Source organism: Chthoniobacterales bacterium, from assembly GCA_036569045.1.
Lineage (GTDB): Bacteria > Verrucomicrobiota > Verrucomicrobiia > Chthoniobacterales > JAATET01 > JAATET01.
Genome location: DATCRI010000087.1, coordinates 1 through 19,400, shown reverse-complemented (window position 1 = coordinate 19,400; position 19,400 = coordinate 1). Strand labels below are relative to the sequence as shown.

The 19,400-nt window shown below is 64.7% G+C and carries 16 protein-coding genes; 8 read left to right on the top strand and 8 right to left on the bottom strand.

Translation table 11 applies throughout. From position 1 onward, the window contains the following. The first annotated feature begins 13 nt into the window (after nucleotides 1–13). From VIM61_15405 to VIM61_15390, 4 genes are all read left to right on the top strand, one after another. Nucleotides 14–2,794: a tetratricopeptide repeat protein gene (locus VIM61_15405; protein HEY8901798.1), complete on the top strand. Its 2,781-nt coding sequence runs from the start codon at nucleotides 14–16 to the stop codon at nucleotides 2,792–2,794. After that, nucleotides 2,791–3,738, top strand: a complete 948-nt coding sequence (locus VIM61_15400) for a hypothetical protein (protein HEY8901797.1) — start codon at nucleotides 2,791–2,793, stop codon at nucleotides 3,736–3,738. The genes VIM61_15405 and VIM61_15400 overlap by 4 nt, the downstream gene beginning before the upstream one ends. Nucleotides 3,739–3,742: 4 nt before the next feature. After that, nucleotides 3,743–4,786: a hypothetical protein gene (locus tag VIM61_15395; protein ID HEY8901796.1), complete on the top strand. Its 1,044-nt coding sequence runs from the start codon at nucleotides 3,743–3,745 to the stop codon at nucleotides 4,784–4,786. 116 nt (nucleotides 4,787–4,902) lie between these two features. Then, on the top strand, nucleotides 4,903–5,697 hold the full coding sequence (locus tag VIM61_15390; GenBank protein HEY8901795.1) for a hypothetical protein: 795 nt from the start codon (nucleotides 4,903–4,905) through the stop codon (nucleotides 5,695–5,697). Nucleotides 5,698–5,737: 40 nt separating this feature from the next. Here the strand turns inward: VIM61_15390 and VIM61_15385 are convergent, their stop codons facing one another. From VIM61_15385 to VIM61_15360, 6 genes are all read right to left on the bottom strand, one after another. Next, the gene (locus tag VIM61_15385) at nucleotides 5,738–6,850 is read right to left on the bottom strand and encodes an aminopeptidase (protein HEY8901794.1); all 1,113 of its coding nucleotides are present in this window, start codon (nucleotides 6,848–6,850) and stop codon (nucleotides 5,738–5,740) included. A 65-nt stretch (nucleotides 6,851–6,915) separates the two neighbouring features. Then, nucleotides 6,916–8,328 carry a hemolysin family protein gene (locus VIM61_15380; GenBank protein HEY8901793.1) on the bottom strand — a complete coding sequence of 471 codons (1,413 nt, stop codon included), beginning with the start codon at nucleotides 8,326–8,328 and terminating at the stop codon, nucleotides 6,916–6,918. Between the two features lie 42 nt (nucleotides 8,329–8,370). After that, nucleotides 8,371–8,616: a zinc ribbon domain-containing protein gene (locus tag VIM61_15375; GenBank protein HEY8901792.1), complete on the bottom strand. Its 246-nt coding sequence runs from the start codon at nucleotides 8,614–8,616 to the stop codon at nucleotides 8,371–8,373. Between the two features lie 64 nt (nucleotides 8,617–8,680). Next, on the bottom strand, nucleotides 8,681–8,950 hold the full coding sequence (gene rpsN / locus VIM61_15370; GenBank protein ID HEY8901791.1) for a 30S ribosomal protein S14: 270 nt from the start codon (nucleotides 8,948–8,950) through the stop codon (nucleotides 8,681–8,683). A gap of 57 nt (nucleotides 8,951–9,007) precedes the next feature. Further along, nucleotides 9,008–9,514: a hypothetical protein gene (locus tag VIM61_15365; protein ID HEY8901790.1), complete on the bottom strand. Its 507-nt coding sequence runs from the start codon at nucleotides 9,512–9,514 to the stop codon at nucleotides 9,008–9,010. A 9-nt stretch (nucleotides 9,515–9,523) separates the two neighbouring features. Beyond that, a complete protein-coding gene (locus VIM61_15360) occupies nucleotides 9,524–10,567 on the bottom strand; it encodes an agmatine deiminase family protein (protein HEY8901789.1) in 1,044 nt (347 codons plus the stop codon). 115 nt (nucleotides 10,568–10,682) lie between these two features. Between VIM61_15360 and miaB the strand changes: the two genes are divergently transcribed. Genes miaB through VIM61_15340 form a run of 4 tightly spaced genes read left to right on the top strand, consistent with a single transcriptional unit; the run spans nucleotide 10,683 to nucleotide 14,624 of the window. Next, complete coding sequence (gene miaB, locus VIM61_15355) at nucleotides 10,683–12,041, top strand: tRNA (N6-isopentenyl adenosine(37)-C2)-methylthiotransferase MiaB (protein HEY8901788.1); 1,359 nt, start codon at nucleotides 10,683–10,685, stop codon at nucleotides 12,039–12,041. 55 nt (nucleotides 12,042–12,096) lie between these two features. Then, entirely contained in the window at nucleotides 12,097–12,714 is a 618-nt protein-coding gene (locus VIM61_15350; GenBank protein ID HEY8901787.1) for a redox-sensing transcriptional repressor Rex, read from the top strand. After that, nucleotides 12,711–13,541 (top strand): DNA glycosylase, encoded by an 831-nt coding sequence (locus VIM61_15345; protein ID HEY8901786.1) that lies wholly within the window; start codon nucleotides 12,711–12,713, stop codon nucleotides 13,539–13,541. Before VIM61_15350 ends, VIM61_15345 begins: the two co-directional genes overlap by 4 nt. Further along, nucleotides 13,542–14,624 carry an energy transducer TonB gene (locus tag VIM61_15340; protein ID HEY8901785.1) on the top strand — a complete coding sequence of 361 codons (1,083 nt, stop codon included), beginning with the start codon at nucleotides 13,542–13,544 and terminating at the stop codon, nucleotides 14,622–14,624. Nucleotides 14,625–14,686: 62 nt separating this feature from the next. Here VIM61_15340 and VIM61_15335 read toward each other — a convergent pair whose 3' ends face one another. Beyond that, a complete protein-coding gene (locus VIM61_15335; GenBank protein ID HEY8901784.1) occupies nucleotides 14,687–18,355 on the bottom strand; it encodes a PQQ-dependent sugar dehydrogenase in 3,669 nt (1,222 codons plus the stop codon). 194 nt (nucleotides 18,356–18,549) lie between these two features. Further along, nucleotides 18,550–19,400, bottom strand: an 851-nt coding sequence (locus VIM61_15330) for a hypothetical protein (protein ID HEY8901783.1), incomplete at its 5' end; no start/stop codon positions are given.

Here is a 19,400-nt window from a genome sequence, read left to right as displayed (position 1 = left end):
CACGGAGCGGAAGATGAGAGCCGGTTTCTGGATTCGGGTCGGCGGCACGCTGGCGGCCGCCTGGATGGCGACCGCCGCCTGGGCGGCCCCGGGGGCCGGCGACATGACGGCCGAGGAGCGCTATCTCGCGGCGATCAACGCCTACAACGCCGGCAAATTCGCGGAAGCCGTGGTGGGCTTCCAGCGCTTCGAGCAGGATTTCAGCAAGACCGAGGCCGGGCAGAAGGCGATGGCGAACCTGCGTTACCCCTACGCCATGAGCCTCCTGCATACGCAGAAATTTCCGGCCGCGCTCGAGGTGATTCAGGCCACGCTGGCCGCCACCCCGCCACCGATTGCCGAGCAGCGGGAGGACCTCGTTTTTTACAAGGGCGTCTGCGAGATGCAGGACCAGGAATACGCGGCTGCGCGGAAGTCCTTCGACACGTTCGTGAAGGAGTTTCCGCGCTCGAAGCAGGCTGCCGAAGCGATGCTGCTCTACGGCACGACGTGGGTGCTCGAGGAGAAGTGGGCCGAAGCGGCGAAGCAGTTCGCCGCGATCCGGCCGCTGGTGGATCCCGTCGATCGCGGGCGCGCGACGGTGCTCGAGCTCTATGCGCTGATGCAGGAGGAAAAATTCGACGACGCGCTCGCGCTGGTCGTCGAGGAATTCCCCCGGTTGAACCAGATGCTGCAGATCGCGACCTTCCAGACGCTGGCATTGCAGCTCGGCTCCGAGTTCCTCGACAAGGGAGAGAATCGCAAGGCCATCACCGCGCTCCAGCGCGTGTGGAATCGCGATCGCCTGCTGAAATACCAGGCCCAGCGCCTGGGGGAACTCGAGGACGCCGTCGCCGCTGCCGAGGCCCAGCCGAAGAGTGACCCGTATCGCACGTTCCGCCTCAGGCAGATGATCGCCAAGGTCAAGCGCGAGGTCGCGAACATCGAAAAGATTGCGAACTTCGACTCGGCCCTGCGTCTGCGCCTCGCCACCGCCTACCTCGCGATGGAGCGCTACCGCGAGGCGGCGCTCATCATGGAGGACATGCTGGTCACGATGCCGCCGGATGCCGTCGTCGAGTCCGCGTCGCTGAACCTGATTCAGTGTTGGTCTGCGATCGAGCGCTGGCCGAAGGCGGTCGAGGCCGCGCAGACCTTCGCGAAGAAATTTCCGGAGTCGAAGCAGCTCCCGATGGCGCTGTATCTGGAAGGGATCGCGCAGCAGCGGATGAACGACCAGCCGGCGGCCATTGCGACGTTCGAGGGGATTCGCCGGCAGTTCCCGCAGTCCGACTTCGCCGCGCGGGCGCTGTTCATGAAGGGCTTCAGCCAGCTGCTCTCCGACCAGAACAAGCCCGCCATCGCGACCTTCGAGGAATTCGCGAAGACGGATCCGAAGAGCGATCTCGCGGAGTCGGCCGCCTACTGGCGCGGCATGGGATTCTCTTTCGACAAGCAATTCCCGCAAACGCGAGAGGTGATGGATGAATACCTCGGCCAATACAAGGACGGCGCCTTCCGCGGCGCGGCGACTTTCCAGAAGGCCTACGCTGCCCAGTCGATGCACGCCACCGCCACCGCCATTCGCGAGCTGCGGGCCTATTTGAAGGCGTATCCCGGCCACGAGTCGAACTCCGAGGCGCTCGTGCTGCTCGGCGATGCCCTGATGGAGCAGGGCGACATCGAGGAGGGCATCGCGGCGTTGAAGCAGATCCCTTCCAACGACTCGAAATTCTTCGAAGAGGGCTGGTTCAAGATCGGCAAGGCCTACCGGCTGCTCGAGGAGCCGAAGAAATTGCGCCCGCATTTCGAGCAGTTCGTAAAGGAGCATCCTCGCAGCCCGCGCGTGGCCGAGGCAATCTACTGGATCGGATGGACATATCTGCAGGAGGGCGATCCCTCCAGGGCGCGCGAGGCGTATTGGCAGGCGATCAATCGATACGGCAACGACGCAACCATCCGATCGGTGGAGGATCTCTTCCCCGCGCTGCAAAAACTCTACGCGTCCGGCGACGACTCCGCGAGTTACCTTGCGCGTCTGCGTGAGCTGCACGCGGGGGCCGACACCGACAAGAAGACGATTCTCGCAATGCGCGCGCTCTGGGCCGAGGCGCTTGTCTATCGGAAGAAGGATCCCGATCGCTCCCGCAATCTCCTGCTCGACGCGGCCACGCGCGTGAATCCCTCGACGACGAACCCGCTCATCATGGCCGATTGCTCCGTCGCTCTGGAACAGGCCGGCCGCGCCGACGACGCCGAGCGCATGTGGCGCGATCTGGTGAAATGGAATCCGCGCGCCCCGCAGAAGGACGATGCCTTTGCCGCGCTAGGGATGATCGAAGCCAAACGGGGGAATCGGGCCGCCGCCGTCGCGTATTTCGATCGTTTCGAGAAGGAGACGCTCGGCTCGATGCTGTTCGGCAAGGTGATGATCGAGAAGTCGCAGCTGCTCGCCGAGGACGGAAATTCCGAGGGCGCGCGCAAGGCGCTCGAGGCCCTGCTCGCGAACAACGCGTCGCGCGGACCGGAGAAGGCCGAGGCGCTCTACCGTATCGGCGACCTCTATATGAAGGAGAAGAAATACGCGCTGGCCGTGCCGTATTTCCAACGCATCTACATCATGCACGGCCGCTGGCACGACTGGGTCGCCAAGGCCTATCTCAGCAGTGGCGAGGCCTTCGAGGAACTCGACGACAAGACCGCCGCGCGAAAGACCTACGAGGAAATGACGAAGATCGAGGACCTTCAGGGAATGCCGGAATCGACCGAGGCGAAGAAGCGCCTCCAGGCTTTGGGAGGGCCGACGCAATCATGAACGCACTGCGCCTTGGCGTCGTGTGTCTCGCGATCTGCGGCGGCCTGTCCGCGCAGGCCGAGGTGGTCGACACCTTGTTCATGAACGATGCCGCCAATTCGCGCCGGGTCGGCCGGGTGGTCGGAATCGACGCGACTTCGTTCAAGGTGGAGGTTCCGCTGGCTGTCGGCGGAGCTGCAGGAGCGAAGGCCACCGTGAACGTGCCCCGGGCCCGGGTGAGTCGCGTGGAGTTCGCGCCGAACGAGAATCGCGACAAGCTGATCGCCAATCCCATTTCCGCCAACCTGACGGCGCTGAACGTCGAGTGGCTGCGCTGGCAGGCCTTCCTTGGCGTGCCGAAGTCGCCGGCTGCCGCGCTGGGCAATGCCTACGGAGTCGCCCTCGTCGTTTCGAACGATCCGAAGCGCGCGGCCGAGGCGCTTCAGGTCTTCAATCGCATCGAAAAGGAAGCGTGGAATCCGGCGGATCGGCAGACGGCGAAGCAGGGCCGCCTGCGCGCCATGGTGGCGAGCGGAAACGCCGCGCAGGCCGTGGTCGAAGCCGGCGAGCTCGCCAGGAATTCCGACGACCCGACGGTGCTCATCGAGGCGAAATTCCTGCTCGCCGAGGCGGCTGCTGCCAGTCTCCGCAAGCTCGTGGAGGATAATCCTCGCTGGCAGGAGGACGTGCTGGTGCGGCCCGAATATGATCGACTCTACAACGAGTCGCTCGATCTCTACCTGCATCCCTACCTGTTTCTCGGCTCGGAGACCGAAGCGGCCTCCCGCGGTCTCTGGGGCGCGGTAAAAATCTATCAGTTCGGCGGAGACAAGAAAAATGCGGCCGAGTCGGCCCGCGATCTGGTCACGCTTTATCCCACCACGAGGTTTGCGACCCTCGCGAAGGAATACCTCGCCCGGAATCCGGTCGAATCGCCGAAACCGGCCACCACCGCGACCCCTTGACGCCATGACCACCGGCTCCCAGCTCCAACCTGCCGACCGCAAAGCCCGCCTCCGGAAACTCATCTGGATGGTCGTGATCGGCGTCGTGCTCCTGCACATCGTGGCCGGTCTCGTGGCCGGCGCGCTCGTTGTCGCCCGCTATTTTCTGCAGCCGAAGGCCACGTTCGTTGCACCGAAGGAACTGCGCATGCCCGCCAAGGAGCGTGAGCACAAGATGAACATGGCGGAGTTCGACTCGCTCGCGCCGAAGCCGAGCTTCAACGACAAGCTCCAGGCGCTCAAGCCCACGGCGTTTTCGCTGCCCGAGCTGCCCAAGGTGCCGATGGACCAGATGCTGCCGCTCGATCCGAGCGCGATCGTTTCCGACCAGGTTTCGAGCATGATCGGCGCGGCCGGCGCCGGGGCGGGAACCGGCCAGGGAGGCGCCGGAGGCGGCGGCACGGGCACCGGGTTCACCTTCCTTGGGATCCAGACGACCGCGAAGCGCGTGCTGATCATTTACGACATCGCCGCGTCCGTGGTCACCGCCACGCAGCGCGCCGGGTATCCGATGGACAAGATTCGCGAGGAAACAAAGAAGTTGCTCGCCGCGCTCGGCATCAATACGCGCTTCGGTCTCGGGCAGTTTGCCCGCAACTACGCCTTCTTCGAGACGGAGATGCTGCCGGCGACGGACGACAATCGCGCGAAGGCGAATGCGTGGCTCGACGAATGGTTTGCCGGCAACGATGGCTCGATGAAGCTGTCCACGCCGAACATGGTGCGCGGTTCACCCGGCTTCATCGAAGTGATGCGCGCGGCTTTCAAGATGCAGCCCGACGTGATTTTCGTGATCTCGGACGCCAGCTTCGAGCGCGGCACCGGCACGGAGAATGCGCGGATTCCCTTTCCCGAGTTGAACGCCGCGTTGAAGGATCTTCAAAAAGGCATGCCCGAGGCGGTGAAGATCAACTTCATCGGCGTAGGCATGCGGCCCGAAAACGAGCGCGACATGCGCCGCGTCATCGCCACGCAGGGGGGCGGCGGAAAGTTCCGCGAGCTCAAATAGCGCAAAAATATGAGCCGGAGGTCCCGAGAGACGTGAAATTTCCCCCAAAGGCAACTACGTCTTGCACTGAGCGGCTCGTCGTTTAAGCGTTCAGCATACCCCAACCCCGAGGCCACATGCACAACACCACTGACCTTCTCATCGCCAACCGCTTCGAAGCTGGGCAGACGGACATCGACGGGCTGATTGCCCCGCTGGCGGATCTCGCGCAGGATTCCGCCTCGCTGATCGTCGGCTACGCCCCGACCGCGTCGCGTCAACGACAGGATGCGATTCCCTATTTTCACGTGTGCGGTTCCTACGCGGAGCACCCGCCCGTGAGGGCGCTGATCGTTGGAGGATGGTTTGGCAACGAGGTGCGCAGTCCCTACGCGATCGCCCGATTGATCGCGACGATGGAGAAGCGCGCGAGCCTCGCGGCGGGTCTCGAAGTCACGGCATTTCCGGTGGCGAACCTCGAGGCGCATCGCGCGAAGACCTACCTCACCGACGATCAGTTTGCCGCCGGCGCGAGCTGCTGGGAGGAGTCTCCGTCCCCTCACGTTCAGGTGATCGAGAAGGAATTGCTCCGCTATCCCTACGACATCGTGATTTTCCTGCGGGAGAATCCCCGCGCGGTCGAGACCGACGCCGAGGCGTGGCTCGTGGAGGAAAGTCACAAGCGGGTGCTCAGCGAGGCTCTCGAAAAATATGCAGCCGACACGCCGCATTTTCGCTGGAAGACCAACCCTTCCGCGCCGGTCTATCGTCGCAGTTTTACGCCCGTGCCCGGAGTGAATCGCCAGCCGTCGGAGGTCATCATCGGCCTGTCCGCGGCCCGCACTCCGGCCGAGCAGACGAACGACGTCGCGGGCATCGTCTTTGCGCTGCTTCACTCCGTGCGGCAGGCCCGGCAGGAGGGACGGCTGTAACCGCCATCCTCCCATCGGAATCAGGGGCGGCAGCCGCCGCCTACGCCGCGAGGTAGTCGGGATTCAGCTTCTTCAGCGACGGGACGACAAACAGGCCGTCCTTGCGGATGAGCTTGCCGTCGAACCAGATCTCGCCGCCGCCGTAGTCGGGGCGCTGGATGTTCACCATGTCCCAGTGGATGCGGCTCTTGTTGCCGTTGCCGCCGACCGAATAGGCCTGGCCCGGCGTGAAGTGGAAGGAGCCGGCGATCTTCTCGTCGAAGAGAATATCGCGCATCGGATGGAGGATGTGAGGATTGAAGCCGATCGCGAATTCGCCGATGAAACGCGCGCCGGCGTCGCTGTCGAGGATGCGGATGAGCGCCTCGGTGTTGCTGCCGGTCGCGTCCACCACCTTGCCCCTGGCGAAGGCAAGGCGGATGTTTTCGAAGGCGATGCCCTGGTAAATCGTCGGCGCATTGAAGGTGATCTCGCCTTCGACGCTGTCGCGAACCGGTGCGGTGAAGACCTCGCCATCGGGAATGTTGCGATCGCCGCCGCAGGAGACCGCGCCGATGCCCTTGATGCTGAATCGCAGATCGGTGCCGGGTCCCTTGAGGTGCACGCGGTCGGTTTTGTCCATGAGCGCCTTGAGGGCTTTCATGCCGGGCGCCATGCGGCCGTAGTCGAGCGTGCAGACTTTGAAGTAAAATTCCTCGAACGCCTCGGTGCTCTTCTGGGCCTGCTGGGCCATCGCGGGCGTCGGCCAGCGCAGGACCACCCATTTCGTCCTGTTGATGCGCCAGTCGAGCACGGGACGCATCTTGCCCATGATCATCTGCTGGCGGTCGTCGGGCACGTCGGACATCTCGGTGATGTTGTGGCTGCCGCGGACCGCGATGTAGGCGTCCATTTTCTTCATGCGCGCCAGCTCGAGGGCGCTCGCGAGCTCGAATTGCGCTTCGGTGGCCGCCAGGGCCAGCTCGCGACTGATGCGGGCGCGGTGCACCTGCACGAATGGGATGGCGCTGGCGGAACGCACCGCGCGCACGAGCGCGATCACGAATTCGTCGGGGATGTCGAAGGCGTCGATGAGCACCTTTTCGCCGGGCTGCAGCGCGGTGGAGTGGCGGGTGAGAACGTGGGCGAGCTTGTCGTGGCGGACGTCGTGCATGGGAAAGATAAGACAGAATTTACAGAATCTATGGAATTGCTCTCCGAAAAATTCCTGAAATTCCGTTAATTCTGTCCACTTGTGCTGGTGTCGTCGTCTGTTTGCACGGGCTCGGGGTCCTTTTTCAGGTGCACGCGCAGCACGCGGCGGGCATCGGCATCCACGACGGTGGCCTGCCAGTCGCCGATGCGCGCGGTCTCTCCCTTCACGGGCAGATGACCAAGCTCGGTCGTGATGAAGCCGCCGATTGTGGTGACGTCGGTATTCTCGAATTTGTGGTCGAGCTTTTCCTCGAGCTCGTAAAGCGCGTGGGTGCCCTCCACCTCGAATTCCGTCTCGTTGATGTGGCGGTATTCTTCCTCGGCGGTGTCGAATTCGTCCTGAATCGAGCCGACGAGTTCCTCGATGACGTTGTCGAGAGTGACGATGCCGACGGCGCCGCCGTATTCGTCCACGGCGACGGCGAGGTGGCCGTGCTTGGTGAGGAAGAAGCGCAGCAGCTTCTCGAGCGGCATCATTTCCGAGACGTGCAGAAGTTCGCGACGGATCGACTCGACGTCGCGGTTGCCGGAATGGACGAGGGTGAGCAGGTCCTTGATGTGGACGAGGCCGATGGCGTCGTCGAGATGCTCGCGGCAGAGCGGGAAGCGGGTATGGCGAGATTCGATGGCCGTGGCGACCTGGCGGTCGAAGGGCTCGCCCACGTCGAGGTAAATGACATCGCCGCGGGGCGTCATGATGTCGCGCACGACGCGGCGCTTGAGGTCGAGAGCGTTGATGAGGATCTCCTTGCCGAGGGTGGAAACCTCGTCGGCCTTCTCGCTTTCCGCGAGAATGAGGCGGAGTTCCTCTTCGCTGTGGGAAAGCTCCGATTCGCCGACCGGCTCGACCTTCAGGACGCGTTTGAGAAATTCGTTGGCGAAGCCGTTGAGCAGCCAGATGAAGGGGCGGAAGAGACTGTAGAAAAGGCCAAGCGGCGCGGCGACGGCGAGACTGACGCCGGCGGATTTGCGGATGGCCAGGGACTTCGGAGCGAGTTCACCGAACACGATGTGAAGGATCGTGATGATCGAGAACGCGATGGCGAACGAGATCGTGTGGATGAGCGTCGGCGACGAGAGGCCGAGCTTCAGGAAGAACGGCTCGAGCATCGCGGCGAGGAAGGGCTCGCCGAGCCAGCCGAGACCGAGGCTGGCGAGGGTGATGCCGAGCTGCGTCGCGGAGAGGTAGGCGTCGAGATGCTGGGCGGCATGGCGGGCGGCCCTGGCGCCACGGGCACCCTGGTCGACGAGGGCTTCGAGCTGACTGGCCCGCACCTTCACGAGCGCGAACTCGGAGGCAACGAAAAAGCCATTCAACAGCACGAGCAGGACGATCGCGCCCAGCTTGAGCACAATGATATCGGGCGAATCCCAGTGGGTCGCGATCTCGGCGCTTTCCGCAGAGGCGGAGGCCAGTATGGGAGTCAGTCCAAACATTTCCTGCGCGGATCCGGTGCGGGAGCAGCCGGGATTGTGGCCCTAGAGTTTCTCATACGTTCCCTTGTCACGGCGTTTGAGCACTTGGAATCCGGCGCTTTTCGCGTCGGAGACCGACAGGGGTTTAGCAACCCGGGGGGAATTGACGAGCGAAACAACCTTGCGGACGGGCTTTTTACAAAGCGGGCAGGCCTTCAAAGGCTCGCGATCGACCGGGCGGCGCAGCTCGAAGCGGCCGCCACAGCGTTTGCAGTCCCCGTCCTCGGGTTCGTATTCGTAAATCGGCATGAGCGCATTCCCGTGCCGATGGAAGCCAGAGACGCCCAGCGGAGCGGATCTGGCGATCGGAAACCTACCAGCTCGACTTCGTGACGCCGGGGATGAGACCGTTGGTCGCGAGTTCGCGGAAGGTGAGACGGGACATTTTAAAGCGACGGATGTAAGCGTGCCGACGTCCGGAAATTTTGCAGCGGTTGACGAGCCGGGTAGGGCTGGCGTCGCGGGGAAGCTGGGAGAGACCGATGTAGTCGCCGGCGGCCTTCAACTCCGCGCGCTTTTCCGCGTATTTCTCGACGGTTTTGCGCTTGCGCTTGTCGCGCTCAAGCCATGATGTTTTTGCCATAAGGAACCGGAAATAGTGCACGGTTTCTCCTGCCGGGCAAGGAAATTCTGTCGAGAACTACGGTTCGGCGGGCAGGGAATCCTCGTTCGCGGGCGGTGCGGGGCGAAGTTCCGTGTGCATGATCGGGCCGCCGGCCTGGGCGATCCAGCCGCCGATTCCGACGCAGCCGACGGTGGCGATGAGGACAATCACGGCGAGCGGCGTGCCAGCGCGGGGCCACTTCACGGGAAGAACGAGTGCAACGAGGGTGAGGCCGGCGAGTGCGTAGAAGGCGCGGATGCCCTCGTCGGCGCGGTCCATGTGGGCGTCGAGCCAGTCCACTCCGGTGTCGTCCGCGATGCGACGGATCGATTTGTAGGCCTGCTCACCACTTTCGTAGACCGGAAGGGCGGAGGCGGACATGACGAGGACGAGGAGCAGCGCGGGAACCTGCGCGGCTCGACTGCGCAGGAAGAATGCGAAGAAGAGCGCGAGCGCCCCGGCGGCGAGGCCGAGGATGGGCAGGTGATTGAGCAGGAGGTGGCGGTAGGCCGGATTGCCGAGCTCGTTGAGAAAGTCCGCCATGGGGGCGCCTCAGGCCTTGGGCTGCTGCTGGGTGAGGCAATGGAAGGCGCCCAGCCCCCAGATGAGCTCACGGCAGTCGATGGGAACGATTTTGCGCTTCGGGAAGATTTCCTTGAACACGGCTTCGGCCCAGGCGTCCTTCGTCTCGCCAAAGACCGGAAGGAGGACGACCTCGTTCGCGATGTAGAAATTCGCGTAGCTGGCGGGCAGGCGCTGGCCGTCGCGCACGATCTTCGACGGCATGGGAAGCTCGCGAATTTCCAGCGGCTCGTCCTTCTTGAGCTCGATGGCCTTCAACCGCTCGAGGTTCGCGTGGAGGGCGTCGTGATTGGGATCGTTCTCGTCGTCTTCCACGACGGTCACGACATTGTTGGGGCCGACGAAGCGCGTGATGTCGTCGATGTGGCCGTCGGTGTCGTCACCCTCGATCCCGTCGCCGAGCCAGATGATTTTTTTGACGCCGAGGTAATCCTCGAGGCGCTTCTCGATCTCGTCCTGTGTGAGGTCGGGGTTGCGGTTCGGATTGAGCAGGCAGCTCTCCGTGGTAAGGAGGACGCCTTCGCCGTTCACGTCGATGGAACCGCCTTCGAGAATGAAGTCGCTTGCGTCGAAGATCTCGAGACCGAGCTTCTCGCCGATGCGGACCGGCACCTCGTCGTCGTCATCGAAGGGCATGTGTTTCCAGCCCCAGGCGTTGTAGCCGAAGTTGATCGCAGCCACGCGCGGCTCCTTCCGGCGCTTCACGAAGATCGGGCCGTGGTCGCGGCACCAGGGCTCGTTGGTGGCGATGTGATGGAACTCGATGCGCTCGGGCGGCGCGGCGGCCAGCAGGCGCTTCACGTCGGCTTCCTGCGCGGCGTCCCTGACGTTGATGCGAACGGTTTCCGACTCGGCGAGGGCGCACGCCATCTTGACGAAGGTCGGGATGACGCGGTTGTAGGCGTCTGGAAAACTGATGCCTTCGCGATGGGGCCACGACAGCCAGGTGGCTTCGTGCGGTTCCCATTCCGCGGGCATGGCGTAGCCGAGTTCGGCTGGTGTGGAGGTGGCCATTGGGGGGAAGTCTTTTGCCGCGCGGAGGTCGAAAACAAGCGGTTTTTTCCGACATGGATGACCGCTGGAGTTCGCGCGCCGGGCGGTGTAGGGTCCTCGCTTCCCTACGCTCCGCATGCCCGCTGTTTACATCAAGACCTATGGCTGCCAGATGAACGAGCGCGACTCCGACCAGGTCGCGCAAATGCTGGCTGCGCGCGGGTATCGCCTCACCCGCGACGAGACCGATGCGGACGTGATTTTGCTGAACACGTGCAGCGTGCGCGACATGGCGGAGCAGAAGGCGATCGGGAAAATGGGCATGATGCGCAAGCTGCGCGAGCGCCGGCCGCACCTCGTCTTCGGCTATCTTGGCTGCATGGCGCAGAGCCGCGGCGCGGAACTTACGGCTGGTTCGGTGCCGGTCGATCTCGTCGTCGGCACGCAAAAATTTCATCGCGTCGCGGATTACGTCGACGACCTGCTGCGCGCGAAACTCGAGGCGCGCATCGACGACGAGCGGCTCGCCATCGTCGATACCGACGAGGAACCCGGTTCGCAGAACACGATTCGCGAGCACACGCTGAAGGACGGCCAGGCCACGGCGTTCGTCTCGATCATGCAGGGCTGCAACATGCGCTGCACGTTCTGCATCGTGCCGTCGACGCGCGGCAGCGAGCGCTCCCGGCCGATCGCGGAGATCGTCGACGAAGTCCGCGGGCTCGTTGATCGCGGCGTGAAGGAGGTCACCCTGCTCGGGCAGATCGTGAATCTCTACGGCCGGCACGAATTCGAGAAGGTCGGCGGCATCAGTCCGTTCGTGCAGCTGCTCGAGGCCGTGCACGACGTTCCCGGCCTCGAACGCCTTCGATTTACCTCTCCGCACCCGATCGGCTATCGCGACGACTTGATCCAGGCTTTCACGCGCCTGCCGAACCTCATGGAGCACGTGCATTTGCCGCTGCAATCCGGCTCGAACGCCCTGCTCAAGAGGATGCACCGCGCCTACACGCGCGAACAATTCTTGCGAATCGTCGAAAAGATGCGCGCCGCACGACCGGGCATCGCGATCACGACGGACATCATCGTCGGCTTCCCCGGCGAGGCGGACGAGGACTTTGCGGCTTCGAAGGCGATGGTGACGGAGGCCGATTTCGACAACGCGTTTGTCTTCCGCTACTCGCCGCGTCGCGACACTCCGGCCGCGACGATGGACGGACAGCTGCCCGAGGCCGTGAAGGAGGCGCGCAATCAGGAACTCCTCGATGTCGTGAACGCGAATGTCGCGCGCAAGCTCGAAGCCTGCGTCGGCACGCATCAGCAGATTCTTTGCGAGGGCGCGAGCCGGCACAATGCGGACCGTCTTTTCGGCCGCACGCGCACGAACAAGATTGTCGTGTTCGAGGGCGATGCGCGGCACGTCGGCGAGGTGTTCGACCTGCGCATCACGCGGGCGTCGAGCTCCACGCTCTACGGCGATCCGGCGATTCTCTGAGTGCCGGCGAGTCGTTTGACAATTCGGGAAAAACATTGCTCCTTTTCACGAAATCATGAAGGAGCCCATCCCGCGGAAGACGGTCTATCGGCTGTCGCTCTACAAGCGATGCCTCGAGCGGCTGACGAACGGGGAAAGCCTCACGGTGTCCTCCGAGGCGCTGGCGAAAGTGGTCGGGGTGAAGCCGACGCAGCTCCGCAAGGACCTGGGCTACTGCGGCCAGTTTGGAAAACGCGGGCTCGGCTACGACGTGCGGACGCTGCACCAGCGGCTGTCCGACGTGCTCGGACGCACCAGCCTGCAGCCGGTTGTTCTTGTGGGTGCGGGTAATCTCGGGTCGGCGCTATTGCGTTACGAGGAAGGGTTTGCCCGGGAGGGCTTCGAGATCGCGGCCGCGTTCGACGCGACGCCATCGAAGCGCACGAAGGAGGTGAAGACGCGGGTGTTTCCGCTCACCGGCATGGGGAAATTCGTTTCCGAGCACGGGGTGAAGATGGCAATCCTCTGCGTGCCGGGCATTGCGGCCCAGGAAATCTGCAACAGGCTCGTGCGGTCGGGCATCCAGGCGATCCTGAATTTTGCGCCGGTCGTGCTCGATGTGCCGAAGAACGTGATGGTCAACAACGTGAACCTCGCAATCGAACTCGAGAACCTGAGTTACTTTATTCGATGAGCGTGATCGCGGCGCCGGAGTTCGATCTCCGGATGACGCTGGAAAGCGGGCAGGTCTTTCATTGGCAGCGTGAGGACGACGCGTGGTGCGGCGTGATCGGGGCGACGGCGGTGCGCGTCGCGCAGCGTGGCGACATGCTCGAGGTGACGGACGGCTGCGAGGCTCTCGTGGCGCGTTATTTCGCGCTGGATCATCCGTTGCCCGAGATCCGGGCGACGTTTCCGGAGGACGCCTTCTCGCGCGCGGCGCTGGCCTCGTGCCGGGGGCTGCGCGTGATGCGCCAGCCGCGGTGGGAATGCCTCGCGACCTTCCTGACGAGCGCGATGAAGCAGGTGAGCCACATTCGCGGAATGTCGCTTGCGCTGCGGGCTCGGTTTGGCGAACCGGTGGCGGGCTCCGCGGTGAATGCCTATCCGGCCCCGGCCGCCCTGGCCGCCGCGAGCGAGGCGGAGCTGCGCGGCTGTGGCCTCGGCTTTCGCGCGCCGAATCTGCGGGCCACCGCACGGCGGATTGCCGATGGCGAGGTCGATCTCGAGGTGCTGGCCGGATTGCCGACGGCGGAATTGCTGACGGAGCTCTGTGCGCTGCCGGGGGTGGGGCGAAAGATCGCGAACTGCGCGCTGCTCTTTGCGTATGAACGGCTCGAGTCCGTGCCGGTGGACGTGTGGATTGCCCGGGTGACGCGCGCCATGGCGCCGCGGGGCGGGGATGCGTCGCTCGCCGAGCTCGAGGCGTTTTCGCGAGAGCGGTTCGGACGCTACGCCGGCTACGTGCAGCAATATCTCTTCCACCACGCGCGGGTTTCGAAGACGCTGCCGACTTCCTGAATGATCGAGACGGTCCGGACCGAGCGCCAGAAACAGCGCAAGCGCACCCTTGTTGCGCTGCTGCTGTCGTTGCTCATTCATCTGCTGATCGTCCTCGTGGCGTTCGTGCTGCTCTCGCTGAAGCCGGAATGGCTGCCGAAAGTGTCGCCGCCGCCGCAGCCGCAGCCGGCCGAGTTCACCCTGATCCCCGCGCCATCGCCGACCCCGCCATCGAAGAATAACCAGCGCGATTTCGTCGATAGCTCGCAGGCAACGGTGAGCGAACAGGCGCCCGACAAGGCCGCCTTCGAGTCGGATCAAAACACCGTCGCCGCGAGCGAATTGCCGGCGCAGTCGAACGCGCCCGTGCCGACGCTGAACGGCGAGGAGGGGCCGGGGCTCACGCTGCAGAGCCAGGATCTCAGTCTCGGGCCGAATCGCCAGCCGGTGGCGCCGAGTCCGGCCTCGCCATCGAGGCCTGCCCAGGCGAAGCCCGCGGAAAAGTCGCGCGAGGAGAAAAAGACCGAGAAAGAACCGCCGAAGGAAGCCACGCCGACCCCGACGCCCAAGGCCACCCCCAGGCCGAAGCCGACGCCGAATCCCGAGGATGACGCCCTCGCATTGCTGAAACCCGAAGCGCCAACGCCGAAGCCGCCGGAAGCAAAGCCCGAGGTCAGACAGCCCGAGAAGCCGGCGCAGCCATCGAAGCCGCAACCTCCCGGCTTCCAGCCCCAGCGCCGCGTGACCCGGCTCACCGGCGGGATTTCCAACCGCGGGCGCTCGTCGGTCGATGCGGTGGCCACGCCGCTGGGGCGCTACAAGAAGATGCTCTCCGACGCGATCGGCTCGCGCTGGTATTACTACGTGAACGACATGCTCGATCTCGTCGGGATCGGCACGGTCGAGCTGCGCTTCGTGGTGGGAGCCGACGGAACGGTCGAGCGCGTGCAGGTGTTGCGGAACTCGTCGAACGAGAGCCTGGCGAGCTGCAGCGTGCGCGCGATCATGGAGGCGGAGATTCCGCCGATCCCGAGGGACGTGTCGGAGTTGCTCGAGGGCGGTAAACTCGAGGTCGACTACTCGTTCACGATCCAGGGGCGCTGAGGAGGTTCAACCACGGCGTCGCGAAGCTGACCGCAAGGGGATGTTGGGCCAGATCAGGCGCCTCAGTTTTCCCAGATGCGCACGCGGAAGAATTGTCGGGGATGCTCGACTCCGCCCGTGATCGTAATCGGGACGCCGGGGACGGGCAGGCCGCCATTGCCGGGCGCATTCCACGGCGTCCAAGCGGTCAGGTCCGTCGAGCTTTCGATCTGGAACGAGCGCAGCGCGGGTAACGTGAAGCTGATCGTCGCGCCGCTGCTGCCCGGCGTGAGGGAATAGGTGAACGCGCTGCCGCCATTCAGCGGGTCGGTGCCGGTGAGGTATTCGCCCTCGTTGGCCATGGCGTCGGAGTCGGGATTTTGCTGCGGCTCGCCTTCGGGCGAACTCGGCGAGCCGAATTTCTGGTGGCGCCAGGTCGTGTAGTCCTGCCGGTTCGGGAGTTGCGTGGCGATCCAGTCCTGAAGCAATGCGATGCTCGTCTGGTCGAGTTCGTTCGAGCCGAGGGGAGGCATGCGGGTGAAGCCGTTGGCGGCGGCGACACGGTTGTAAACGATCGAATGCGGCACGTCGCCGGAGACGACGAGCTTGTTGGCCGGATCGCCACCGTTGTTTGCCGCGCTGCCATTGATGAGGCCGGTCTGCGCGAGGGTGAGGTGCGGGCGGCCATCCCATTGCGTGGGCGCCGTGCCGCCGGCCATGTGGCAATAGGCGCAGTTCACCGCGAGGTAGGAACGCACGCGGGCCTCGGCGGGATACGCGGTTTCGTCAGGTCGGAGGTGACGAGGGAGTGTGTTTGGCGCGGGGACGGCATTCGCGAAATACTCGCCCTGGGCGAGGAGATCGAGCTGGTTGCCAATGAAGCCGTTCATCGTGAAAGGCTGGTTGAGCTGGCGTGTGGTGAACGACAGCGCGGAGCCGGCCTGCGGCGTGTGACAGGTCAGGCAGCTCGTGCGGCTAGGGATCTGCCACCGCTGCGTGCGCGATGATCCGTTTTCCACGACCGACACGTCGAAGGACACACCCTCATCGGGCACGAGCGTGGCATCGGTGCCGGCGTCGTTCCAACGGTAGCTCACGCCGTAGGCGCTCGTGGCGGTCTTTACGAGCACGCGTGTCTCGATGCGCTTTTTCGTGGCGGGGTTGCCGCGGGTCGTATCGAGGTCGAAATGCTTCACCCAGATCGAGCCGGTCGGGAACGTCCACATACCGTCCTTCGACCACGTCATGCGGGTTGCTGTGTCGGGAATGGCGAACCAGCGGCGCTTGATCGCATGGTCGCTCCAGAATGCGAGATTCGGCTCGTAGGGGAGCAGGCCGGGGTTCGGCGAGAGATCGGCGAGATCGGCGAAAAGGCCGGTAGCGCCGAGAGTCGGGGGGTAGCCGTCGTTGGCCGGGCCGGTGACGATGCGGAGAATGCGACTGCCGTCGATGTCCGCGATGAGGATGTCCGCATTCGAAGGGTCGGAACCGAACGCGACGATGCCGCCCTCGCCGGTGATGCGCTCCACGGTCGCGGTGGCTCCATTCTTCGTCAGCGCCCAGATGTTGCCGGAGACGTAGTCGCCGAAGATGTATTTGCCGAAGAGGCTGGAGATGCGCGTGCCGCGATAGACGAGGCCGCCGGTGACCGAGTTGCCCTGCAGCGCGCCGGAGCCGTGGGTGTATTCGTAGATGGGATCGATCGAGGTGAAGCCCCCCGGGGCCGTCTTCGGGCCGTTGTGGGCGCCCTCGCGATAGGCCCAGCCGTAGTTGCCGCCCTTCGTGACGATGTCGATCTCTTCGTAAACGTTCTGGCCGACGTCGGCGACCCACAGCTCACCCGTCTGCATGTCGAACGAGAATCGCCAGGGATTGCGCAGGCCGACCGCCCAGAGCTCAGTGCGGACGTTCGCAGGCGTGACGGCGGCGCCGTTGAAGCTGGTGGCGCCAACGAACGGATTGTCCGGCGGAATGGCGTAGCGCGCGACGCCGCCGTCGCGCGGAACCGCAGCATGGGCGTTCGGATCGAGGCTGCCGGGTTTCCTGTCCACGTCGATGCGGGCGATGGCCGCGAAGAAATCCCGGTCGATGCGCTGGCCGTTGTTGTATTGGTCGTTCTGCCCGCCCTCGTCGCCGAGCGAGATGTAAAGGTAGCCATCGGGACCGAAGGCGAGGCCGCCGCCGTTGTGATTCGACGCCTCGTCGCGCTGCTCGATGAGCACGAACTCGGACGCGGTGTCGGCGGCATTCGGATTGCCCGTCTGCGCGGTGAAGCGTGACACGCGCTCGTAAACGAGATTGTCCGCCTTTCGCACCGAGTAGAAGACGTAGAAAAAGCGATTCGTCGCGTAAGCGGGATGGAACGCGAGCCCAAGCAGCCCCTGCTCGCCATCGGTGACGAAGGTCTCGCCGCGGCTGCCCAGCAGCGTGGGCAGATTCAGAAAGCTGGCCTGCGTCGGCGATGCGAGCGTGACGTCGGGGACGACCTTTACGATGCCGGTTTTCTCGCAGATGAAGAGCCGCGCCGCGTCGCCGGGCGGGCTGGCGAGGGCGAGCGGCTGGGAGAAGGTGAGGCCGGGGAGCGCGTTGACGAGCTGGATGGCCGTCGCCGGCGGCGTGCCGGGGACGTTGAGTGTCGGGCTCGGGAGGCGAAGCTGGGAGGAAAGCGACACCGTGACCGTCGCCGGAGGGGAAAAGCCGCCCGCGCCGGAAACGCGATAGGTGAATGTGTCGATCGTGCCGCCGGTGGAGGTGTAGAGAATGCGTCCGGAGCTGTCCGGCGTGGCCGTGCCGTGCTGCGGAGGCTGCGCAATCTGGACGCTTGCGGGGTTGATGCTCCCGGAGTCGTTCGCGAGCACGGGAATGAGCGCCTTCTGCCCCGCGTGCATGGTGATCGCGTCGGGCTGCACCGCGGGTGGCGGGAACGTGGCGTTCGCTCCCGCCGTGCGGCTGGAGGCCACTTCGGCTGCCGACATCGCGTGATCGTAAATGCGAACTTCGTCGTAGGCGGCGTTCGAGGTGCTATCCCCGCTGAATTGGGAGCGACCGAGCCAGTTGTTCACGTCCTCGATCTGGCTCAGGGCGTAAGGCACGTCGATCGAGCCGGCGGAGGCGCCGTCGGCATACCAGGTGATGCGGCCGCCGGCGGGAAACACGCCGACGCCGCTCTGGCAGGTGATCACGTAGTGGCGCTGCGTGCCCGCGGTCGTGGCGATGGCGGTGTCGAGTCTCGTCGCCGAGCCGTCGAGCATCGCCTCGAAACGCTGCTGGCTGAGATTCGTGCCTCGCTGAATGGAGAGCATGAAGTTGTCCGATGCGCTCGTCGTGCCCGGCGCGGTGGCGCCCGTCCACTCGCCTGGCGCGCCGAGTCCGTCGCCCGCCTGTGTCGTGCGGCCGAAATCCACGAGGCGCTGCCAGTTCTTCGAGGAAATCGGCGTGGCCCAGATCTCGATCGTCACGTTTGTCTTCGAGGAGAGGATGCCGTTCGGCAAATCGACGTAGGCGGAGATGTTCGCCGCCGAGGCATTCCCAGTGGTCGTGCCGGGGAGCGCGAGCGCGGCGCCATTGAGAGTCGCGCCATTCCCGCGCAACGTCGCGGTCGCGCCACTCGCGGAGTCCGTGAACACCGTGCCATTCGCCACGCTGCCGGCCGGGTTGTTGAAAGACCAGCGGTTTACCAGCTCCGCGTCACTCTCCGAAGGAACCAGAGCGGAGAGCAGGGAAATCACGGGCGCAAGAAATGTGCGGCGCATGGGCAGGAAGGGGGGCTGCCAGCAAATGACCCAAAAATTCGGCATTGCCAAGCCCGGAACTGACCGCTGTCGCGTTTGAAGGGGGCGACACCTGCCAGGACCGCGGCCCGAGTATCGGAGAGAGAGCCGATCTTGGCATGAGGGCGATCTTCGCGGCCTTGAGGATCTGGAGGTGATGGATTTCTCGAAAGGCCTTAAAGCCGTGGGGCGATGCGGCGCTTGGCTTCCTCGAGCGCGGCGTAGCCGAAGTGCCCCTGCACGACCTCGACGTAGGTGGCGCCGTGCCAGACGTCGGCGAGGGCGCGCAGGCCGGCGGGCGGCGCGACCGTGTCGTAGCGGCCGCCGACGAGAGTGATGCGATCGCCGGGCGTGAGGGGTTCGCCATGCAGCGGCGAGGTGAGGTGCGCGTGGCGATGCGTCTGGCCGGCGGTGATGCCGCGCTGGCGGAGAATGCGGCGAATCGAAGCCGCGGCAGGGTTCTCCCAGATGGCGTGCTCCAGATCGATGATCGGCTGGATGAGCGTGAGGAAGCGGAAGTCCGCCTCGACAAAACTGAGCAGCGAGGCCGTCCAGCCGCCGTAGCTCGTGCCCAGCAGGCCAAATTCGGTGACGCCCTGCGCGCGGAGAAAGGCGAGAAGCTGGCGCTGCTCGGCGACGCCCTGGCGCAGGCCCTCGGCGTTTCGCGGCAGGTGGGCGGTAATGGCGAGGGCGCCGTTCCGATGGCCGCGTGGCGTGCGCGAGTAGTGAAACGGAAGGTGGGGGAAGAGCATGTTCCAGCCGCGATCGTGGAACCAGCCGGCGAGCCGGCGGTAGCCGATGTCGCTTGCGGACATCAGGGCGTGAAGCACGATGGCGGTCGGCGCCGAGGGGCCGCCGGGGCCGACGAACCACAGTGCGCGAGCGGTGTCGTTCCCGGGGAAGCCGCTGTTCACCGGCGATGGCCACGCGATGGTCATTGGATATTGGTCATTGGTCATTGGTTGAATGACCGTGGCGGGGATGGCGAAATATTCGTCGGGCGAGAGCGATTCGCCCGCGTCGAGAT